At 46.1% G+C, this 18,912-nt stretch carries 17 protein-coding genes; 11 read left to right on the top strand and 6 right to left on the bottom strand.

Annotation, left to right across the window (positions count from 1 at the left end; translation table 11 throughout):
• On the top strand, positions 1 to 613 hold a 613-nt coding region (locus P8O70_01190), incomplete at its 5' end, for an argininosuccinate lyase (GenBank protein ID MDG2195498.1).
• A gap of 1 nt (position 614) precedes the next feature.
• On the opposite strand, the gene P8O70_01195 is transcribed toward P8O70_01190, so the two are convergent.
• From P8O70_01195 to P8O70_01205, 3 genes are all read right to left on the bottom strand, one after another.
• Positions 615 to 1,775, bottom strand: coding sequence for a DegT/DnrJ/EryC1/StrS family aminotransferase (locus P8O70_01195; GenBank protein ID MDG2195499.1), 1,161 nt, complete (start codon positions 1,773 to 1,775; stop codon positions 615 to 617).
• 696 nt (positions 1,776 to 2,471) lie between these two features.
• Positions 2,472 to 2,873 (bottom strand): hypothetical protein, encoded by a 402-nt coding sequence (locus P8O70_01200; GenBank protein ID MDG2195500.1) that lies wholly within the window; start codon positions 2,871 to 2,873, stop codon positions 2,472 to 2,474.
• Positions 2,874 to 3,047: 174 nt separating this feature from the next.
• Positions 3,048 to 3,572 (bottom strand): TlpA disulfide reductase family protein, encoded by a 525-nt coding sequence (locus tag P8O70_01205; protein ID MDG2195501.1) that lies wholly within the window; start codon positions 3,570 to 3,572, stop codon positions 3,048 to 3,050.
• Positions 3,573 to 3,587: 15 nt separating this feature from the next.
• On the opposite strand from P8O70_01205, the gene typA reads away from it, so the two are divergent.
• The 5 genes from typA to P8O70_01230 all read left to right on the top strand — a co-directional run bounded on the left by typA (position 3,588) and on the right by P8O70_01230 (position 10,759).
• The gene (typA, locus tag P8O70_01210) at positions 3,588 to 5,414 is read left to right on the top strand and encodes a translational GTPase TypA (protein MDG2195502.1); all 1,827 of its coding nucleotides are present in this window, start codon (positions 3,588 to 3,590) and stop codon (positions 5,412 to 5,414) included.
• A gap of 195 nt (positions 5,415 to 5,609) precedes the next feature.
• Positions 5,610 to 7,016, top strand: coding sequence for a DASH family cryptochrome (locus P8O70_01215; GenBank protein ID MDG2195503.1), 1,407 nt, complete (start codon positions 5,610 to 5,612; stop codon positions 7,014 to 7,016).
• Positions 7,017 to 7,122: 106 nt separating this feature from the next.
• Positions 7,123 to 8,502 (top strand): isochorismate synthase, encoded by a 1,380-nt coding sequence (locus P8O70_01220; protein ID MDG2195504.1) that lies wholly within the window; start codon positions 7,123 to 7,125, stop codon positions 8,500 to 8,502.
• A complete protein-coding gene (gene menD, locus P8O70_01225; protein MDG2195505.1) occupies positions 8,499 to 10,193 on the top strand; it encodes a 2-succinyl-5-enolpyruvyl-6-hydroxy-3-cyclohexene-1-carboxylic-acid synthase in 1,695 nt (564 codons plus the stop codon). Before P8O70_01220 ends, menD begins: the two co-directional genes overlap by 4 nt.
• 56 nt (positions 10,194 to 10,249) lie before the next feature.
• Positions 10,250 to 10,759 carry a shikimate kinase gene (locus tag P8O70_01230; GenBank protein MDG2195506.1) on the top strand — a complete coding sequence of 170 codons (510 nt, stop codon included), beginning with the start codon at positions 10,250 to 10,252 and terminating at the stop codon, positions 10,757 to 10,759.
• Positions 10,760 to 10,786: 27 nt separating this feature from the next.
• Here the strand turns inward: P8O70_01230 and P8O70_01235 are convergent, their stop codons facing one another.
• Positions 10,787 to 11,695: a hypothetical protein gene (locus P8O70_01235; protein ID MDG2195507.1), complete on the bottom strand. Its 909-nt coding sequence runs from the start codon at positions 11,693 to 11,695 to the stop codon at positions 10,787 to 10,789.
• 299 nt (positions 11,696 to 11,994) lie between these two features.
• Between P8O70_01235 and P8O70_01240 the strand changes: the two genes are divergently transcribed.
• The 4 genes from P8O70_01240 (at position 11,995) to P8O70_01255 (ending at position 16,828) form a co-directional block, all read left to right on the top strand.
• Complete coding sequence (locus tag P8O70_01240; GenBank protein ID MDG2195508.1) at positions 11,995 to 12,309, top strand: hypothetical protein; 315 nt, start codon at positions 11,995 to 11,997, stop codon at positions 12,307 to 12,309.
• 171 nt (positions 12,310 to 12,480) lie between these two features.
• Positions 12,481 to 13,503: an ABC transporter substrate-binding protein gene (locus P8O70_01245; GenBank protein MDG2195509.1), complete on the top strand. Its 1,023-nt coding sequence runs from the start codon at positions 12,481 to 12,483 to the stop codon at positions 13,501 to 13,503.
• Entirely contained in the window at positions 13,500 to 15,767 is a 2,268-nt protein-coding gene (locus tag P8O70_01250; GenBank protein MDG2195510.1) for an iron ABC transporter permease, read from the top strand. The genes P8O70_01245 and P8O70_01250 overlap by 4 nt, the downstream gene beginning before the upstream one ends.
• The gene (locus P8O70_01255; protein ID MDG2195511.1) at positions 15,764 to 16,828 is read left to right on the top strand and encodes an ABC transporter ATP-binding protein; all 1,065 of its coding nucleotides are present in this window, start codon (positions 15,764 to 15,766) and stop codon (positions 16,826 to 16,828) included. Before P8O70_01250 ends, P8O70_01255 begins: the two co-directional genes overlap by 4 nt.
• A gap of 11 nt (positions 16,829 to 16,839) precedes the next feature.
• On the opposite strand, the gene P8O70_01260 is transcribed toward P8O70_01255, so the two are convergent.
• Positions 16,840 to 17,400, bottom strand: coding sequence for a histidine phosphatase family protein (locus tag P8O70_01260; GenBank protein MDG2195512.1), 561 nt, complete (start codon positions 17,398 to 17,400; stop codon positions 16,840 to 16,842).
• A 169-nt stretch (positions 17,401 to 17,569) separates the two neighbouring features.
• Here P8O70_01260 and P8O70_01265 point away from each other — a divergent pair, with 169 nt between their 5' ends.
• Positions 17,570 to 17,911, top strand: coding sequence for a hypothetical protein (locus P8O70_01265; GenBank protein ID MDG2195513.1), 342 nt, complete (start codon positions 17,570 to 17,572; stop codon positions 17,909 to 17,911).
• A gap of 88 nt (positions 17,912 to 17,999) precedes the next feature.
• Here the strand turns inward: P8O70_01265 and P8O70_01270 are convergent, their stop codons facing one another.
• Positions 18,000 to 18,539, bottom strand: coding sequence for a fatty acid desaturase (locus tag P8O70_01270; GenBank protein ID MDG2195514.1), 540 nt, complete (start codon positions 18,537 to 18,539; stop codon positions 18,000 to 18,002).
• Positions 18,540 to 18,912: the final 373 nt, after the last annotated feature.

Here is an 18,912-nt window from a genome sequence, read left to right on the forward strand (position 1 = left end):
GAAAAATCCTGATTTTGCAGAAGTTATCAAGGGGAAGACAGCGCTTGCTCACGGACTCCTTCAATCGTTGTTAGGAGTCCCCAAAGGGATGGTCAGCGGTTACAATCGAGATAGCCAGGTTTGTAAGTATCTCGTGATGGACGTGATCCGAGAATGTGAGCCAGCACCCAACATTCTCTCTGGAGTGATATCTGATTTGGAAATTCGTAAAAAGGTAATGCGGAACCGCTGCAACGAGGGTTTCATGAACGCAGTCGATCTAGCTGACTCTCTCTCGAGGAATCATGGGATCCCGTTCCGAACGTGCTACCATCTGCTAGCCAAGGCTGTCCGACTCTCTTCACCAAGTGAATCCATCACAAAAGAAGCGCTTCAGACTACTCTGGATGATGAGAACTTGAGAATTACTTTCTCTGATGAGGATTTTGCTGCATTACAAAGCCCACTGGGGGTATTAACACAGCGGGATCATCTCGGAAGCCCTGCCCCAGAAAGAGTGCGTGAGCAGATAGAATATATGCAATCCAGATTAGTAGAAGATTTGGAGGCCATCAGGCAATTGTTGACTAATTGCGAGGAAGCTCAAACCATCTGCAAAAATTATCAGGCCTGAATTAGCTCCGATAGAATTCAATTAAGTTCTCTACTACGTATTCCTGCATTTCAGAGGTTAACCCTGGGTAAACAGGAAGTGCTAGCACTTCCTGTGCAGCTCTGTCAGACTCAGGTAGGCTTCCGAGTCGATAGCCAAGATCTGCAAAACACTCCTGTCGGTGAAAAGGCACAGGATAGTAAATTTCGGTGGCTACTCCTCTTTCCTGAAGAAACTTTCTGAGATCTTCCCTCCGCTGCACACGCACCGTGTACTGATTATATATATGATGATTGAGTAGATTGTCATCCTGATAGACAGCAGCAGGACAAACAACTTCCTCCAATTGCGCCTCACCAAGCAACTGATTGTATTGTGTAGCATTTTGACGACGTTGCTCATGCCAAACTTCGAGGCGTTGTAACTTGATTCGCAGTACACAGGCCTGAATTGGATCCATTCTGAAATTTCCACCGATCACCTTGTGATAATATTTCGGTTCTGCACCATGGACGCGCTTGATGTGAAGCTGATGGTGTAATTCAGAATCGTTCGTGGTCACCATCCCACCGTCCCCAACTCCCCCAAGGTTTTTGGATGGGAAAAAGGACATGCAGCCCACGTCACTCATAGCTCCTGCTCTCCGGGCTTCGCCATTCAATCGGTACTCTGCTCCAATGGCCTGGGCTGCATCTTCAACGACAGCTATCCCAAATTGCTGTGCAACGCCAAGAATGGCCTGCATATCCGCACACTGTCCGAAAAGATGAACTGGGATCACTGCCTTAACCTGAGCCAGTTCCTCTTCGGTGTAACTCTCTAATTTTTCTTCGAGATGTTTTGGGCAGAGATTGAAGGTTGCAGGATCAATTTCAAGAAAAACAGGTTCTGCATTCAGACGTGACACTACTCCTGCAGTAGCAAAAAAAGAAAAATCTGGAACCAGTACTTTATCTCCTGGACCAATATTGAGTGACATCAGGGCAAGCAGTAAAGCATCTGTTCCTGAAGAGACACCCAAAGAATATTTGCAACCACTGTATTCAGCCACAGCTTCTTCAAACCTTTCCAACTCAGGCCCCATGATGTAGCGAGTTGAGTCAATCACATCCGTGACTGCAGCGATTATTTCATCCCGTAAGACTTCATGCTGAGGGCGTAAATCAAGAAGAGGAACTTGCATCAATGCTCTTTTGTGTATCAGGTGGAAGTTTCTTTGGAGTGAGTAGGCAAGTTAAAAGATTTGCTTGCAGAAAAAATTCCAGAGCCGGAAGAGGAAACTTAAATTCAATAAGTGGCTATCGGACTCGAATTTGAGTTTTTAGAGAAGTCTTAGTGGGCTGATTTTGTTTCTTCAGATTCAATCACTTGAACAAATCCCAGGTAGCGTTGAGTTCCTGTACGTTGAACTGGGCTACCCTGAACTCACAATTGTAAGCGATCTCTACCAGGCAGGAGATAGAAATGGTTCAAGGTAAATGGCTTACCCTTTTCAATCACCTGCTGCCATTGACTACGAACCTTTTCCTGATCATGCTCTGGCACGCGGTCCAAATAAGCCTGAAAAAAATTCGTTGGGCTCGTTGAGGGATGGATTTTCAGGAGAGTGAAGAGATGGGGCGAGCAGAAAATTTGCCCTTCTTCCCATTGCCAATCACCCAAACGTGCTAATTGCTGAGCCTGTAACAATCGATACTCTCACTCCTGAAGTTTCTAGAACTTCTCTTGGCATTGCAACGTAACATTTTCAAGCACGACCTGACATCCTTCAATTCTACCGTCTTCTGTGGGGGCAAGGGCAAAGCCGTGAGCAACAACAATTTGCTCATCACGCAACTTCCATTCTTCTCGTTGGGCTTCGGAATTTTGATGTACTCGGTCAATGAAGCGCCGAAAATTTTCTTGAGAATATCGATGCAAAAAAAAGCGACATCGGCATCCTTTTAGGATGTAAATCTGGGTTTGATTGTGCAAGCAGGTTGGCAGCCCTGTGGTTCAGCTCAAGAATTCGTGATGACTCGTTGAGAACGAGGCATGGGAGAGGTGAATTACGAAAGAGGGCTTGGTAACGTGAGCGTGATTCCTCCAAGGAATAGCGAATTTTCAGCAGTTCTTCGTTCTGCACGCACAACTCTTCCTGATGAATTCTCAGTTCCTGAAGCAACTCCTTTGGGTTGGGGATTTCGCTGTCCTGCTCAGAAAATTTCAGTAAGGTCTGATCTTCGGATTCCTGCCAATTTTTCTGCAAAAGCGAGTTGTTCCACTTTCGCATCTTATCCATTTTCTCCACCAAACGGCGTTGTTCAGCTTAAGTTGTTCAATCTCCAACAGCAACTCTTGCCTGTCTTTTATTTCATCCATTCTCTACTCCGAGTTGAAAGACAACAACTAGTTTGGCAAGCGTTTAAAATAATTCAACGTTGATGATTCAATCAAATAAAATTTACCATTATTATCAACGGGTTTGCCAACGCAATCCAAGTTCCGTACTGTAGCCAACCGATCGAGCAGCAACTTTTCCTGTGGGATCAACAACGTAATATGTTGGGAAAGCTCCAATGTGGTAATTTGCTGCCATCTCTTGATCGCCAAAAAGAATAGGATACCGCAATTGATGCCGCTGTAAAAACACATCAACCTCCTCCAAGCTTTGATAAGAGAGAGCAACCAACCAGATCAACAATTCTCCCTCTTCCTGCTTTGACTGCAAACCTTCCAAATTACTGATACTGAAATGACAAACCGTACACCAAGGAGCAAAGAAGTAGAGCAAAAGAGTCTTTCCTTTTGCATCAGATAAACTGTATGTTTGTCCGTCTCTGGCAAAAAGCCGAAATTGTGGGGCAAGTTCTTTCTCAGGCACCAGTTCACGGACCTGCCAAATAGTCACTCCCCAAAAGATCAAGCCTGCCAATAGCAACGTTCGTAACCAACCAGCCACTCGGCCAGCCCAGGTTACCCAGCCTTTTTTGAGTTTCATCCCAACCCAAACCTTATGCAGTTAGTCACCAACCCGAAAATTCGTAATTTAGCCATTATTGCACATGTTGACCATGGCAAAACCACACTTGTCGATCAGATGTTTCGTCAAAGTGGATTGTTCCGTGAAAACCAAGAAATCAGTGACCGCCTAATGGACTCCATGGACCTGGAGCGGGAACGTGGAATCACGATTTCTGCCAAGAATTGCTCCATTGAATGGAAAGGCACCAAAATCAACATTCTTGATACCCCGGGACACTCAGATTTTGGGGGAGAAGTTGAAAGAGCCCTGACTATGGTTGATGGTGCAATTTTGCTTGTCGATGCTTCTGAAGGCCCTCTGCCTCAAACCCGCTTCGTCTTGAAAAAAGCTCTTGAAAACCGACTACAAGTCTTGGTTGTCGTCAATAAAATTGATCGACAAGATGCCCGTCCTGATGAAGTTCTGAATGAAGTCTATGACCTATTTATCGATTTGGAAGCCGATGATGAGCAAATTGACTTTCCAGTGTTTTTTGCCATTGGACGCGAAGGCATTGCAAAAACCTCTTTGGACGCTGATTCAAATTCTCTTGAACCTTTATTAGATGGAGTCGTGAAGCATGTATCTCCTCCACGTTTCAAGGAGGAAGCTCCTTTTCAGATGTTGGTTGCTGATCTCAGTTATTCCGAATTCTTGGGACGCCTCGCTGTAGGTCGAGTAATGAACGGGCAGGTACAACGCAATGAACCTCTTGTCTGCCTGGGTGAAAAAGGCACAAAGGCCCTGCGTGCCACGAAGTTGCAGGTATATCTTGGAACTACCATGGCAGAAGTCGGCGAAATTGAGGCAGGGGACATTCTGATTCTCGCTGGAGTTGAAGACGTTCATATTGGTGACACGATCTGTCATGCGGAAAGTCCTCAGGCGCTCCCACGGCTGCGAATTGACGAGCCCACAGTATCCATGAGATTCTTCACAAACACCTCCCCGCTTTCTGGACGAGAAGGGAAGTTTGTTCAGTCCACAAAACTTCGGGAAAGATTACTTCGGGAAACTCTAAGGAATGTGTCCTTGCAAGTAGAAGACACTGATGATGCCGAATGTTTCCTGGTGAAAGGGCGTGGTGAACTGCAAATGTCGATTTTGATCGAAACCATGCGCCGAGAAGGATTCGAGCTTTCCGTAGGGCGCCCAGAAGTCATCTCTCGACGTGAAGGGACTCAGCTACTGGAACCCATTGAAGAAGTCTACATTGATTGTGACGAGGATTTTCTAGGAATTGTTTCTGAAAAATTATCACTCCGTAAAGGGAGAATGGTCAATTTGGTCAATCATGGTACGGGCCGGATCAGAGCTCAGTTTCAGGTTCCATCTCGAGGACTGATCGGATACCGCAGTGAGTTTCTAACTGATACCCGCGGTACCGGTATTCTCAACTCCATGCTCCTCGGCTATGAGCCCCATCGTGGAGCTTTACCAACTCGCTTGACAGGGTCTTTAGTTGCAGACCGAAGTGGAAAATCAGTAGCTTATGCGCTGTTTAACTTAGAACCTAGGGGTCGACTTTTTCTTGGACCAGGTATCGAAGTTTATGAAGGGATGATCATTGGTGAGCATAATCGAAATAGCGATTTGAACGTTAACCCTTGTAAAGAAAAAAAACTGACCAATGTTCGTGCTTCTGGGAAAGACGAGAACACTGTTCTGACTCCTGTGTTGCCGCTTACGCTGGAACAAGCCATTGAGTTCATTGTTGATGACGAAGTGGTGGAAGTGACTCCGAAAAGTATTCGTCCTCGCAAGGCCATCCTCAACAATTCTGCTCGCCAAATTGCTGCAAAACGTAGCACCCCCTGACGAATTTGTTCGACTTTCTTTTCTAATCTCTTACATTGCCACCGATGAGCGTTTGCTCATCGGTTCTCTGGGTTTCGTAAATGGTGCATCAATTTCTTCGCTTGCACAATTGACGTTCACCAGAGGATGACTTTTGGCAACCAAAGACCTTAAAAGGTTACCAATGGCGTTGCTCTCCCTCAATCCCATGGCTTCATGAGAACCACGCTTGTATGGCTTCGTAACGATCTTCGGTTTCATGACCACTTGCCCTTGCAGTGTGCTCTGGAGAAGTCCGACCAAATATTATTGGTCTATTGCCTGCCGAATTCCTGGTTTCAAGATACCGCTTATGGGTTCCCGAAGATCAATAATATCCGCCTAGAATTTCTACTGCAAAGCCTGGGCGACTTCAGGAAGCATGCTCAGGAACGAGGAGGAGAATTGATCTTTCGAAAGGGTAACCCACCTGAGATTATTGCGGAATTGGCAGAATGTCATCGGGTGGATGTCGTCTTTGCTCACCATGAACATGCTCCTGAAGAAAAACTTGAAGAAGACAACCTCCGTGAGAGACTAAAGGTCCCCTTACGACTCTGTGACGGGAATAGTTTGCTGAAAGAAACTGAACTTCCTTTCTCTTTGGTTGACCTCCCACAAGTTTTCAGTAATTTCCGCAAACAGGTAGAAAAAGAAGTTCCAATCAGTCGTCCCATTCCAGTCCCAAAAATTCTTCCTCCCCATCCTCAGGACTGTCCACCGGGTATCATTCCTAATCTGGAAGATCTGGGTTTTGAGCCTTTCATTCGGGACATTCGTAGTGTCTATCGCTTTGCCGGTGGAGAGACCGCAGCATTGTCCCGTGTTCAACACTACTTATGGAAATCACATGCAATCCATACCTACAAAGAGACACGCAATGGGATGCTGAAAGCAGATGACTCAGCAAAACTTTCACCCTGGCTGGCTCTAGGTTGCCTATCTCCAAAGCATGTTTATCAAGAGGTCCGACGATACGAGAATGATGTGGTTGCCAACGATTCAACGTACTGGCTGATTTTCGAGCTCTGGTGGCGAGAATACTTTCGCTGGATCACACAGTTGCATGGTGAAAAATTATTTCGTTCCGGTGGTATACGCAACCAATCATCAAAAGTAGAACATTGGGAAAAGTGGCTCGAAGCTTGGTGTCAGGGTGAAACAGGAGTTCCTTTTGTGGATGCACACATGAGGAAGCTCAACGCAACAGGCTACATGTCTAATCGAGGCAGACAAAACGTGGCTAGTTTTCTAGTTCGAGACCTTCGACAGGATTGGCGCTTGGGTGCTGCCTACTTCGAAAGTCGCTTGATTGACTATGATGTTCACAGTAACTGGGGTAACTGGAACTATGTCGCTGGGGTTGGTAACGATCCAAGAGAAGATCGTTACTTCAATTTGGTCACCCAAACCCTGCGGTATGACCCAAATGGAGAATTCATCATTCGCTGGGTCCCTGAATTGCGTGATGTGCCACCAAAAGAAATTCCACACATAGTGCAATTTACCCGTCAGCAAAGAGAGAAATATAGGTTGGGAGCCTACCCAGATCCCATCGTATTTTCCCAGGCATGGCGTCGTTAAATTGATGGTGCAGATTTCTTCGGGCTTGTTGTAAGCAAGGTAGATATGAAAAAATAATAGAAATTGATAACAGCCAACTCTCATACCGTATTTTAGTCAGTTCACGATGTCGTTGCAGCTTCAACCACAACCCACACCGCTTGATTGGCCAAGTGCTCTAGAACACTTGCACGAGATGCTACCACGCTGGCAGCATCGCAATCAAAGTCCTATTCTTCAACTCTGTATTCCGATTGTAGAACCAGATCCTCTTGAGTGGCTTCAACACCAAGAAGGAGCTACTCGTGTTTATTGGTCCGACCGAGATCACCAATTTCAGATGGCGGGATTGGGGGCTGCCCTCCAGATAAAGGGTTCTACCGATGAGGTGATGCAGAAAGTATCTGGATGGCAGAAGCTCATTCCTCCCAACACTGCCTTTCTTGGTGGCATACCTTTCCACAACTCAACTAAGGCAACTCAACAGTGTGGTAGCTTTCAACAAGCTGCCTTTGTATTGCCATTTCTAATGGTTCAACAAGACTCAAATGGTAGTTTTCTCTGGGTGCATCTTGCTCAAAACATTGAAGGAGCCTCGACAACTCAGGAGCTTTTTGACTTATTGGACCGTTTAAAGTCCCCCTCCAACCAACGACTATTTGACAGCCAGAGAATTAGTATTTTTGAGAGGAATGACACTCCCAATTTAGTTGATTGGAGTCATTCGGTCGAAGCAGCCCTCAGCCAAATTCGAGCTAGTCACTTCGAAAAAATCGTCTTGGCTCGACAATCCCATTTCCAATTGAACAAAAGCCCCGATCCCTTCGATCTGCTGAATCAACTCCGTCAACAAGCACCCCATGCCTACCACTTTGGATGGCAGGATACGCAAGGTCCTGCCTTTTTGAGCATTACACCTGAAAGATTATTCAAAAGGAAGCGCCAGAACCTAGAAAGTGAGGCCTTGGCGGGCACTAGACCAAGAGGACAGAACGCATATCATGATGAGCAGTTGACCCACGAGTTGTTCCACGACACAAAAGAAGTTCGGGAACATCTTGTTGTTTTGCGCTTCATGGAAGAGCGCTTCTCAGAAAATTGCCGAGTAGTGGAAAGGCTCTCTCATCTTGAACCCCTCAGACTAAAGCATGTTCAACATTTGCAAAGTCGTCTGCGAGGACGACTGCTGGATGAAGTGACAGATGCTCAGCTTCTTAACTCGCTACATCCAACCCCTGCAGTATGTGGATTGCCTCAAGCAGTATCGAGAATGCAAATCAACAACTTTGAATCATTTGACCGTGGCTGGTACGCAGGCCCTGTTGGTTATGTTAGCAAACAGCAAAGTGAGTTTGCAGTGGGTATTCGTTCCGGAGTATTGGAGGGAGACTCCCTGACAGTGTATACAGGTGCAGGCATTGTTGAAGGTTCTGATCCAGACCGTGAATGGCAAGAGTTAGATCACAAACTCCGTAGCTGGGAAGCCCTGCTCGGAAATCCTTCATGACCCCCAATGAGTGTTTGAGCTATTGGTTAGTTGAAGAGCTGGTGGCTCAGGGCATCTCACAATTCTGTATCTCACCCGGTTCTCGTTCCACCCCTTTGACGGTTGCGGCTGCTCGACATCCTAAAGCAAACACCAAAATTTTTCTGGATGAGCGGGCAGCTGCTTATTTTGCACTAGGCTGGTCTCGTGCTAGAGATCAAGCAGCAGCACTGATTTGCACATCAGGGACTGCTGGGGCCAATTACTACCCAGCTATAATTGAAGCCAGTGTAGAACACCTACCCTTGTTGGCAATTACTGCAGACCGACCACCAGAATTACAGCAAACTGGGGCCAATCAAACAGTTGATCAAAATCGACTTTTTTGTAGTCATACTCGCTGGTTTTATGATCCAGGATGCCCCGATCAAACTTTACAAGAGAGTACTGTTAAATCATGGGCTGCCCAAGCCGTTCTGCGAAGTGCTTACCCAGATCCAGGTCCAGTCCATCTGAACATACCTTTTCGTGAACCATTCCTAGCTGATGAACAATCCAGCCCTCTGAAAGTAACCTCACCAAATTTTCAATTTGGTATCCCACGCCAATCACTGGCTAAGGAAGATCTACAAGCACTTCGTCCAATCCTGAAGGCAGACCGTGGATTGGTCACCGTTGGAGAGCTCCCATTTCGTGCTCAGCTTTCAGTAGGGAACTTTTTAGAAAAACTGAACTGGCCAGTCTTTGCAGACACTACCTCTGGATTTCGTTTTGGAAATTTATCTCAACGCATAGATCTGGCAGATCAACTCTTGCTTCAGGATCAATGGCGAAAGGCTGTGCCAGAGGTTTGGATTCACCTAGGAAATCAATGCGTCTCAAAACACTGGCTGCAATGGTGGCAAGACTGCAACTCAACTCAAAAGATCGTCTTGACGAATCATTCCGACAGGCAAGATCCATCTCAACGTCCCCACTGGCGGTTGCAATTGGACTGGGAGGCACTCGATGAAATTCTATCCAGTACAGAAGTAAGTTCATCACGAACTCAGTGGCTGGAGCTATGGAAGCAGGGCTCCCAAGCATTGGAAGAGCAGGCAGTTCGGTGGTGGGATAAAACTGAGAGGTTCGGAGAAGTATCCATTGTTCGGGAGCTGGTTTGTCAAATACCAATAGAACATGCCCTTTTTGTTGGAAACAGCCTACCAATCCGTGAAGTGGACATGCTCTCAACAACTCGGAACACTCCTTTACGAATAGCCGCTAATCGTGGAGCAAGCGGAATTGACGGTCAAATTGCAACGGCCTGTGGATGGGCCATGGGTCATCGGCAACCAACCACAATTCTCCTCGGTGATCTTTCTGCAATGCATGATCTGAATTCACTCCTGTTGATCCGAGAAAGCACAGTTCCTATGACCCTGATTATTCTGAACAATGATGGCGGAGGGATTTTTTCAATGCTGCCCATCTCTAAGCAGAAGGATATTTTTGAACGTTTTTTTGGTACACCACATGGTTGCGAATTTTCGAAAGTTGCGGCAATGTTCGATATGCCTTACTTCCAACCAGAAAATCTGGAGCAACTCTGCAAAAGTTATCAAGAGGCATGGCATTCAAAAAAGTCTTCGCTGATTGAAGTCAAGACTGGTCGTGAACAAACAGCAGCTCAGCTTCTGGCTTGGCAAGAGCATGTCAAAAATCATGCTTGAACTCGGAGTTTATCCATTAGTTCTTGCTCTAAGCGCATCTGTCCCATTCCCAGTTCATGAAAAAAAGTCTTCATAAGAACTTAATCCTGCTGGGTATGCCTGGTTCTGGGAAAAGTACACTGGGGGAACTTCTTGCTGAAAAGCTAGGGTGGCACCTCGTGGATACAGATTTACTGATGGAAGCAAACCATGATCGCCCACTTCAAGATATCTTTGATGGATTGGGATACGAAGGATTCTGTATAGAAGAAGAGCGAACCCTGCTCCAACTGGACGGAGAGCAGCAGATCATTTCAACCGGAGGCAGTGCCGTCTACAGCGAATCTGCAATGTCGCATCTGGGGAGTCTGGGGCTAAGAATCTTCCTAAACCTACCCTTGGAGGATGTCCTCAGTAGAGTTACCAATTTTGAAAAAAGAGGAATCGCCTGCAGGCCCGGACAGGGTTTGGCGGAACTCTTTAAAGAGCGACATCCCCTTTATTTGCGATATGCTGATCAAGTCATTGAAACTGGTGGGATTTCTATCGAGGAACAGGTTCACAAACTGCAACAACTGCTAAACTAAGAGAACTTCTCTCCCTGACAGGATGGCTCAAAATTTTTGAGTCGCGCTCACTCCTAGCCAATTCAAAACATAATCATCCCCATCATCCCAAACGAGTGAGATTCGATAGTTCAGACCCAGGTTGAATCGATCATACTGTTTCAGCCAACGGGTTCCTATATTCTGCTGATCCATATTTTGCCCATCGACTCGCTCAAATGTAGCTCCAAAAATATGCTCATCTAGAGCATATTCCCCATCCACATAAAGTCCAAGAGAGGTTTCAACTTTGGAATTGAGTGGTGTCTGAAAGAAATCCAGACCCACCTCATAAGAGATGTTCTCATCTTGCTGACCACCACCAAATCGCAACTGTCCTCCATCCCCAATCCCACTCAGCCCATTGAACAATTGGAAACTTCCCCCAATTAAGTAGTCCTCCTGATTCAGAATCATTTTTCCACCAACCACACCCAAAGTTGTTGGAGATTTAGGGGCTATGTACCTGCCAACACTCACTGCCAGATGCGACTTTCCATCATCAAACTCTTCAGTTGTTTCCACCAACAACATCTCTTCGGTAGCATCTAATAGAGTTGATGAATTCCCTGCAGTCATTTTTCCAAAATTTCCAAGACTGATTTGCGTATATGCAAAAGATAAATTTCGTTGTTCATTGAGTTGGAAATCCACACTTGTTGAAATCAGTCCACCCGTCACATCCAAATCATCAATCTTTCCATAAATCACATCTTCAAGACTCAGAGACATCCTTCCGTTTCCATCTTTGATTTCGTTCAGTGCCCCGTTGTTATTGGTTTGTATTGCCAGAGAAGGAACTGCCACACGACTATTTTTTAAATCCAGGGCGGGCAAATCGGCCCAAGCAATTGGGCTAAAGAATCCAGGGAGAATAGCAAGTAAAGCACTGGCAAAAAATCTGGAAGCAAAGCTCATTTTCATTCCTATGATTGGGTGGCAGTTAGATCTTCAGAATTTGTTCTATGTACCACATTGGCAGTAACAAATTTACATCTCCCAAAATACTGTAGTGTCATTTGCAGAAAAATCCCCTCTTTTCGATCAAAAGATGCTGCTTTGTTCTTCTTTCCCAGACTGCTGATCAAAAGTGGAATCAGATTTGTAGAGAAAGATCATCTCATTGAATCAAATCTAAAAATTTAGCAGATCTTAATTTAAATCTAAATTTTCATTCGTATTTTTTTGTGCATCATTTAACTTCCTCGGAGTAATTGGTGAGCACAGAATTTCATCCAGCAGTAAATCCTGGGAAACTCCTTCATCTATCCATTCGCCTTGGAGCCCCCAAAAAGTTGCAAGTAATGTTGTCTTGCCTGCGCCATGCTGACAGTCAAGGTGAATTAAAACTACCTGTGACCAAGACCTCAGCTGCACTACATTGTTCCCGTGAATACTTTTTCAGAGTTCTTTCCAAATTGGTCAACCAAGGTGTCTTAACAAATCTTGCTCCTGTTGCTCATTCAGGTCGTGGAGGTCGGTTTTTTTGGCTGACTGAAGGACTGGTTACATCTTTCAATTATCCCTCTTAAACTTTCTTCACTCTCTCATCTCCGACAGACAATTTACCGCAGGAACAAGAACCGAACAAAGATCCGTCTTGAAAAGTGATCTTAATCAAAGCACATTTTCGTTCGGTTTGCGTCCCATCTTGGGAAGCATTGGCTTTAGCCTTATGGCCTAACCTCCACTGGGAGATTTACATGAGAATAGCAAAACGAATTGGCGCTCTGATGGGTGCAATGCTGATGGGAAGTGTGCTGCAGGCAGCAGATCGGCTTACTCTATACTGTAGCCCACAAATCGAATGGTGTGAGTTGATGGTCAATACCTTTGAAAAGCAGACGGGCATCCGTGTGTCCATGACCCGCAAGAGTTCTGGGGAAACTCTCGCACAAATCAAAGCAGAAAGAACAAATCCGAAAGGAGATGTCTGGTGGGGTGGAACTGGAGATCCACACCTGCAAGCTGCTGAAGAAGGACTGACAGAAGTCTACAATTCCCCAATGCTTTCCCAACTTCAGGATTGGGCCCTGTCTCCTCACAAAGCCACTGGGGGGCGTACGGTGGGCATCTACATGGGTGGACTTGGTTACGGCTACAACAAAGAATTGCTCGCAAGCAAAGGACTCCCTGCACCAAAATGCTGGAAAGATCTTTTGAATCCAGCTTTCAAGAACGAAGTTCAGATTGCCAATCCAAACACCTCAGGTACTTCCTATACAACCCTGGCAACCATGGTGCAATTGTTTGGAGAAGATGGTGGATTTGACTTCATGAAGCAACTGCACCAAAACGTTAGCCAGTACACTAAATCGGGTGGGGCTCCAATCAGGGCTGCTGCAATTGGTGAAACCACAGTCGGGATTGTCTTCATGCATGATGCTGTAACTCAAGCGGTCAGGGGCATGCCCATTCAAACTGTAGCTCCCTGCGAAGGAACAGGCTATGAAATTGGTTCGATGAGCATCATCAAGGATGCTCGCAACATGGAGAGTGCAAAAAAGTTCTATGATTTTGCTCTCAACGCAGACATTCAGAGCATGGCTGCCAGTGTCGGTGCCTATCAAGTACCGTCCAATAAAGGTGCTGCTGTTCCTAAAGAAGCACCAGATCTGGATAGTGTAAAGGTCATTGACTATGACCACGCAAAGTACGGTTCCAAGGATGTAAGAACCCGTCTGCTCTCCAAGTGGGATAACGAAGTCTCAATCCTGCCTCGGTGAGTTCAACCTCTCTTAGCCTCTCCCTTCGGATTCAAAGGGGAGAGGCAACTCCATACCTTTTCCGCAAAGCTCTTCTACTTTGGCTTTTCATCGGTTGGTTTGGGGCCTTGGTACTCCCATGGTATCAGGCCTATGATGGATTCTGGAATTTCATCTGGATTGAAGATGGATGGCCACTGGATGGGGAATATGCTCCGGGGATCTTGCAAATCTTTATGCAGGATCGCTTGTGGCTGCTACCTCTGCTGATAAGCATCGGCCTACCCATAATTTGTTTGAGTTGGAGACGTGATAATCCCCGTCTTGCCCCATTTCTAATGGGATGTGGTGGCTTTGGTCTTGGTTGGCTCCTTTTACAGGGCTTTGTTATTGGTTTACGTGGTTGGAATAACGAAACCCTCCAACTCTGGCTAGGCAGCCCTGGTCCATCTCAGGAGGGGATGGGCTATGGAGCTCTGCTAGTTGCCAGTTGCCTGCTTTTCCTACTAACACAGGGCTGGAGCTTGCGTGGTGGTGTGCAAGGGGACGGTTTTGTCACTGGTTCAATAGGCCTGAACGTCCTGCTGGTACTGCTTTTCATCTTCTATCCTGTTACTAAGATTCTCTTGAGTGCTTTCCTAAACGAAGAAGGCACTCTTGCACCTGCTCTTTTCTTAAAAAAACTGACTTCCTCCAAAATCTGGCAACTAAGCTGTTTGGATACAGGATTAAGCTGTGGTGTAGCTTGGAACTCTCTTTATCTGGCTATCCTGGTAGGTTTAACAACTACCTTGCTCGGCCTAGCCTTCGCACTGTTAGTAACTCGGACTTCCATTCGTGGCAAAAAAATTCTTCAAGCAATCACTTTATTACCAATCATTACGCCACCCTTTGTGATTGGTCTTGGTATAATTCTCTTATTCGGACGATCTGGAGTTTTCAGCTCTTTTCTTGAATGGGCTTTTGAAATTCCTCCCTCACGCTGGATATATGGTCTTCCAGGTATTTGGTTTGCTCAAACTATGGCCTTTACACCGATAGCTTTTCTGGTGCTGATTGCAGTTGTTGAAGGTGTCAGTCCTTCAATGGAAGAGGCCGCGCAGACGCTGAGAGCTAATCGCTGGAAAACTTTTCAAACGGTCACCTGGCCACTGATGAGACCAGGTTTAGCCAACGCTTTTTTGTTAGGATTCATTGAAAGTCTGGCGGACTTTGGAAATCCACTTGTGCTTGGTGGAAATTTTGAAGTTCTTTCTACCCAAATCTTTTTCGCGATAGCTGGGGCTCAAGCTGACCAAGGTATGGCTGCGGTTTTGGCCTTGGTACTGTTGGGATTCACGCTCACAGCTTTCTGGATTCAACGTCGTTGGTTGGGGAAACGTTCCTACGTTAGTGTTACAGGCAAAGGAGATGCAGGCATCCCTGTAAAATTACCACAGCGGGTACGTACTGCGATTACTCTCGTGTGTGTACCCTTTGGTGTGCTGACTCTAACTCTCTATGGCATGATTCTTTTTGGTGGTTTTGTTGATACTTGGGGCTACAAGCACAATTTTACCCTTAAGCACTATTTTGACGCTTTCGCCTTAGGTTGGTCTGATGAATTTGGTCTGATGTGGGAAGGAACTGCCTGGAATTCTTTTTGGACCACTTTGCAGATCTCAGCGATCTCAGCACCACTGACAGCCGGGTTGGGCCTACTCACGGCTTGGTTACTTGTTCGTCAACGTTTTGCAGGAAAAGATGTTTTCGAATTCATCACGATGCTCAGCTTTGCGATTCCTGGGACAGTTATCGGCATTGGCTACATCCTCGCCTTCAATATACCTCCAATTGAAATAACTGGGACTGGGGTCATTCTGATCGTCTGTTTTCTATTCCGCAATATGCCCACAGGTATTCGAGCAGGGGTCGCTGCAATGGCTCAGTTAGATCCAAGCCTTGATGAGGCATCCCTAACCCTTGGGGCACCTTCCAGTACAACCCTAAGAAAAATTTTGCTTCCCTTATTGCGCCCAGCCTTGTTGGCGGCCTTGGTATTTAGCTTTGTGAGAGCGATGACTGCTATCAGTGCTGTCATTTTCCTGGTCAGTGCAGACTATGATATGGCGACCTCGTATATTCTTGGCCGTGTTGAAAATGCAGACTATGGCTTGGCTATTGCCTACAGTTCTGTGCTGATTGTCGTCATGTTGATTGCCATTGGTGGTATCCAGTGGGTGGTTGGACAACGTCAACTGGGCCGTCGAGGTTCGAGCCCAATTTCCTGGAGTGACAACGGATGAACAATAAGACGCACACTGCAGTCGAATTCCTAAATGTCACCAAAGCTTTTGGAACCGTCAAAGCAGTCCACGATGTCAGCCTTCAAATTCAACCTGGAGAGTTGGTTACTCTGCTTGGCCCATCCGGTTGTGGGAAGACGACCACTCTGCGTTTGATTGCAGGACTGGAAATGGCTACTGGAGGCCAGATCAGGATCGGGGGTCGTGATGTAACACAGTTACCAGCAACAGATCGTGATGTGAGCATGGTCTTTCAGTCTTACGCTCTGTTTCCCCACATGACCGTGCTACAGAACGTCAGTTATGGGCTAACAATGTCCCGTCTCTCCAAGGATGTTGTGGAAGAGCAGGCGCTGAATGGTTTGAAACTCGTGGGCCTGACTGGATTTGAAAAACGCCTGCCCAGTGAGCTTTCAGGAGGACAGCAACAGCGTGTTGCTGTTGCTAGAGCCCTAGTGCTAGAACCTGAGGTGCTGCTTTTCGATGAGCCTCTGTCCAATCTGGACGCAAAACTAAGACGCCGAGTGCGTGAAGAAATTCGGGATCTACAGCAACAATTGCAACTGACCGTGGTCTACGTGACCCATGATCAGGAAGAAGCCCTGGCAGTCTCTGATCGGATCATCGTGATGAAAGAGGCTGTCATCGCTCAGCAAGGTTCTCCGAGAGAACTTTATGAAAGTCCAAAAACACGCTTTGTTGCGGATTTTATTGGAGATGCAAATTTAGTTAACGGAAAGTTGATCTCTAGTGACGATACGATGGGCACACTGCAACTTGATGAATTAACAATTCAACTACCTCATTTGAATCTACCCATCGGAGAGGTGACAGTAGCTGTTCGTCCGGAGGCAATCACGCTTGATCCAAGACCGGAAGCGACTGGGATTTCAGGTACTGTTCGCAAAGCTGTGTATCTAGGAAGCCACCTCGAATATGAGATCAAGAGCGCAGTAGGGGAGATTTTTGTGATTGATCCGCTAGGGAAAGAGATTATTGCAGAGGGACATCCCGTTCGGCTACAGATCAGTGAACGTGGGGTAAATCTGGTTCAAGACTAAACCAAGTCAGTTTAGTCAGTTGGCAGGGTGACTCGCTGTGCTTGATCAGTGACTGGATCATAGGCAACTGCTGCTCCGCTGGGAACACCCATTCTGGTGATGGCAGAGATTGTCACTTGGTGGGTGACCAGTAGAACCGGATCTCCATCAGGTCGGAGATCCTGCAAAAACTTTCGAAGAGAAGCCAAGGTGGCTTCACGTTGAACGATACCTTGAAAAAAAGAATTCAGCCCAGTCAATTCCTGAACTTTCCCCATGTTGATCAGCTGGGCTGTTTCTAGGCAACGGCACCACTGGCTGGAGTAAACCCCCTCAAATCTCAGGCCTGCATTCCGGAAGGCATTACCAATTTGGCGGGACTGTTCTCGGCCAACTTCATCCAAAATCCGCTGTGTGCTACAATCTCTCAGTTGAAAGTTGCTTGGATCTCCAAATCCTGGGGCCAAAGCATGGCGAAGCATCAGCACAAGGCCAAAAGGTTTCTCAGCATATTCCTTCAGGGACATCGCGTGTGTAGTATCGAATACGATTGTGCAAAGCATCACCACGAGCACAAGCCAGCTCCATTTCATCGCTTATCTCCAAGAAAAATTTTGCGTTCTAAGTATTCACCTTGATTTGCTCACTAATTTTGCGACAACTACAGTAAAGGAATTTTGCATCACTGTATTCATCTTTTACGGCCAGATGTGGCTTTCATTTGAAAGCCAAGCAGAGTAAGAACTAAATAGGTAAGCTATCATGGAAGCGATCCACGCAATTGGCCTTGATGTGATTTTGCTACTGATCCTAGGTATCGGGCTCGGACAAAATTTATCGATCAAGCTGTTGGGGGTTCTCCTTTTGATTTTCTTCCTTGTCAGCGATGGTTTTGAAACTACTGGATTTGATATCGCTTTGTTACTGGCCGTAGGGATTGGCCTTGCACCCAACTGGGCATTTAAGATCATTGGCTTTACGTTTCTCTGGTTTTACCTCACTGAAGTACAAGCCCCCATTTGGTGGCTCCTCCCCTTAGTTATCCTGACGAACATGATCGGTCGAGTCGTCTTCAATCTGGGTATCAACTGGCAAAAAACCTAACTGAAATACTATTTTGTTTGGCCATGATGACCTAAAAATCACTTGGCTTGTCGATGGTCTCTAAGAATTACTTGTTCCAAAAATTGGATCAATGGACCATCTCCAAGGTTTCAGTTCCCAAAGCTGCTTCTAGCTGTTCCTCACGTTCAATCTTCTCCTTTTTTAGGGCAGGAACTGGCGTATCGAACTCGTTCGTTGGATGCTCCAACTGTTTTCGATAGGTTTCCCGCATCTCTTTCCAAGCTCCAAACATTGCCCTAGGCTTCGGCATATCATCAGCCATCAATCTGTGTAGTTTTGATAGATTGTAACAAGGAACTGCAGCAAACATGTGGTGTTCCAAATGCCAGTTCATATGCCAATAAAGAAATTCACTAATTGGATCCAAGGTGATCGTGCGAACACCTTTGCGAAAGTCTGGCACGTCACTGCGTAGACCACAATGCATCGGGGCACCTACGAAATACCAGAGCCAGTTGCCGATGAAGTGATGTAGGGAGATGATTAAGAATAGAATTGGTTGTCCGATCAGCAAGGCAAAGATCAGCACACCAGTATGAAAGCCCAGAACCATAGCCCATCGAACAGAATGCTGTTGTCCCGCTGGTGTCATCAAAAAGATGTACATCCCAATTGCTGAAATAAGGATGGTTGAAACGGTCTGTTGCCATTCCCCAAAATCCCTTCAAAGTGGGGATCAAGCCTCTTGAATCAAAACCACCTGAAAAATTGAAGGTGAACAATTGCAGAAGATATAGCGGCTTTAGTGATGGGACTTTTGGCAGAACCAGTTCCTTATCAACAGCCGAATGCAGAGTAAAGCGGTGGTGATAGTTGTGGCTCACTTGATAGACCGGGAAACTGAGCCAACCTAGGAGAGAAAAAATCCTAAGAAAAAAATGTGTTCAGTTTTTGGTTTGGAAAACAGTTCCGTGCGTAAGTTCGTACCAGAGAGCAATGAAAAAAGTCCCCACAGTACCATGGACAAATAACAGAAAAAG

The organism is SAR324 cluster bacterium, assembly GCA_029245725.1.
Classification (GTDB): Bacteria; SAR324; SAR324; order SAR324; family NAC60-12; genus JCVI-SCAAA005.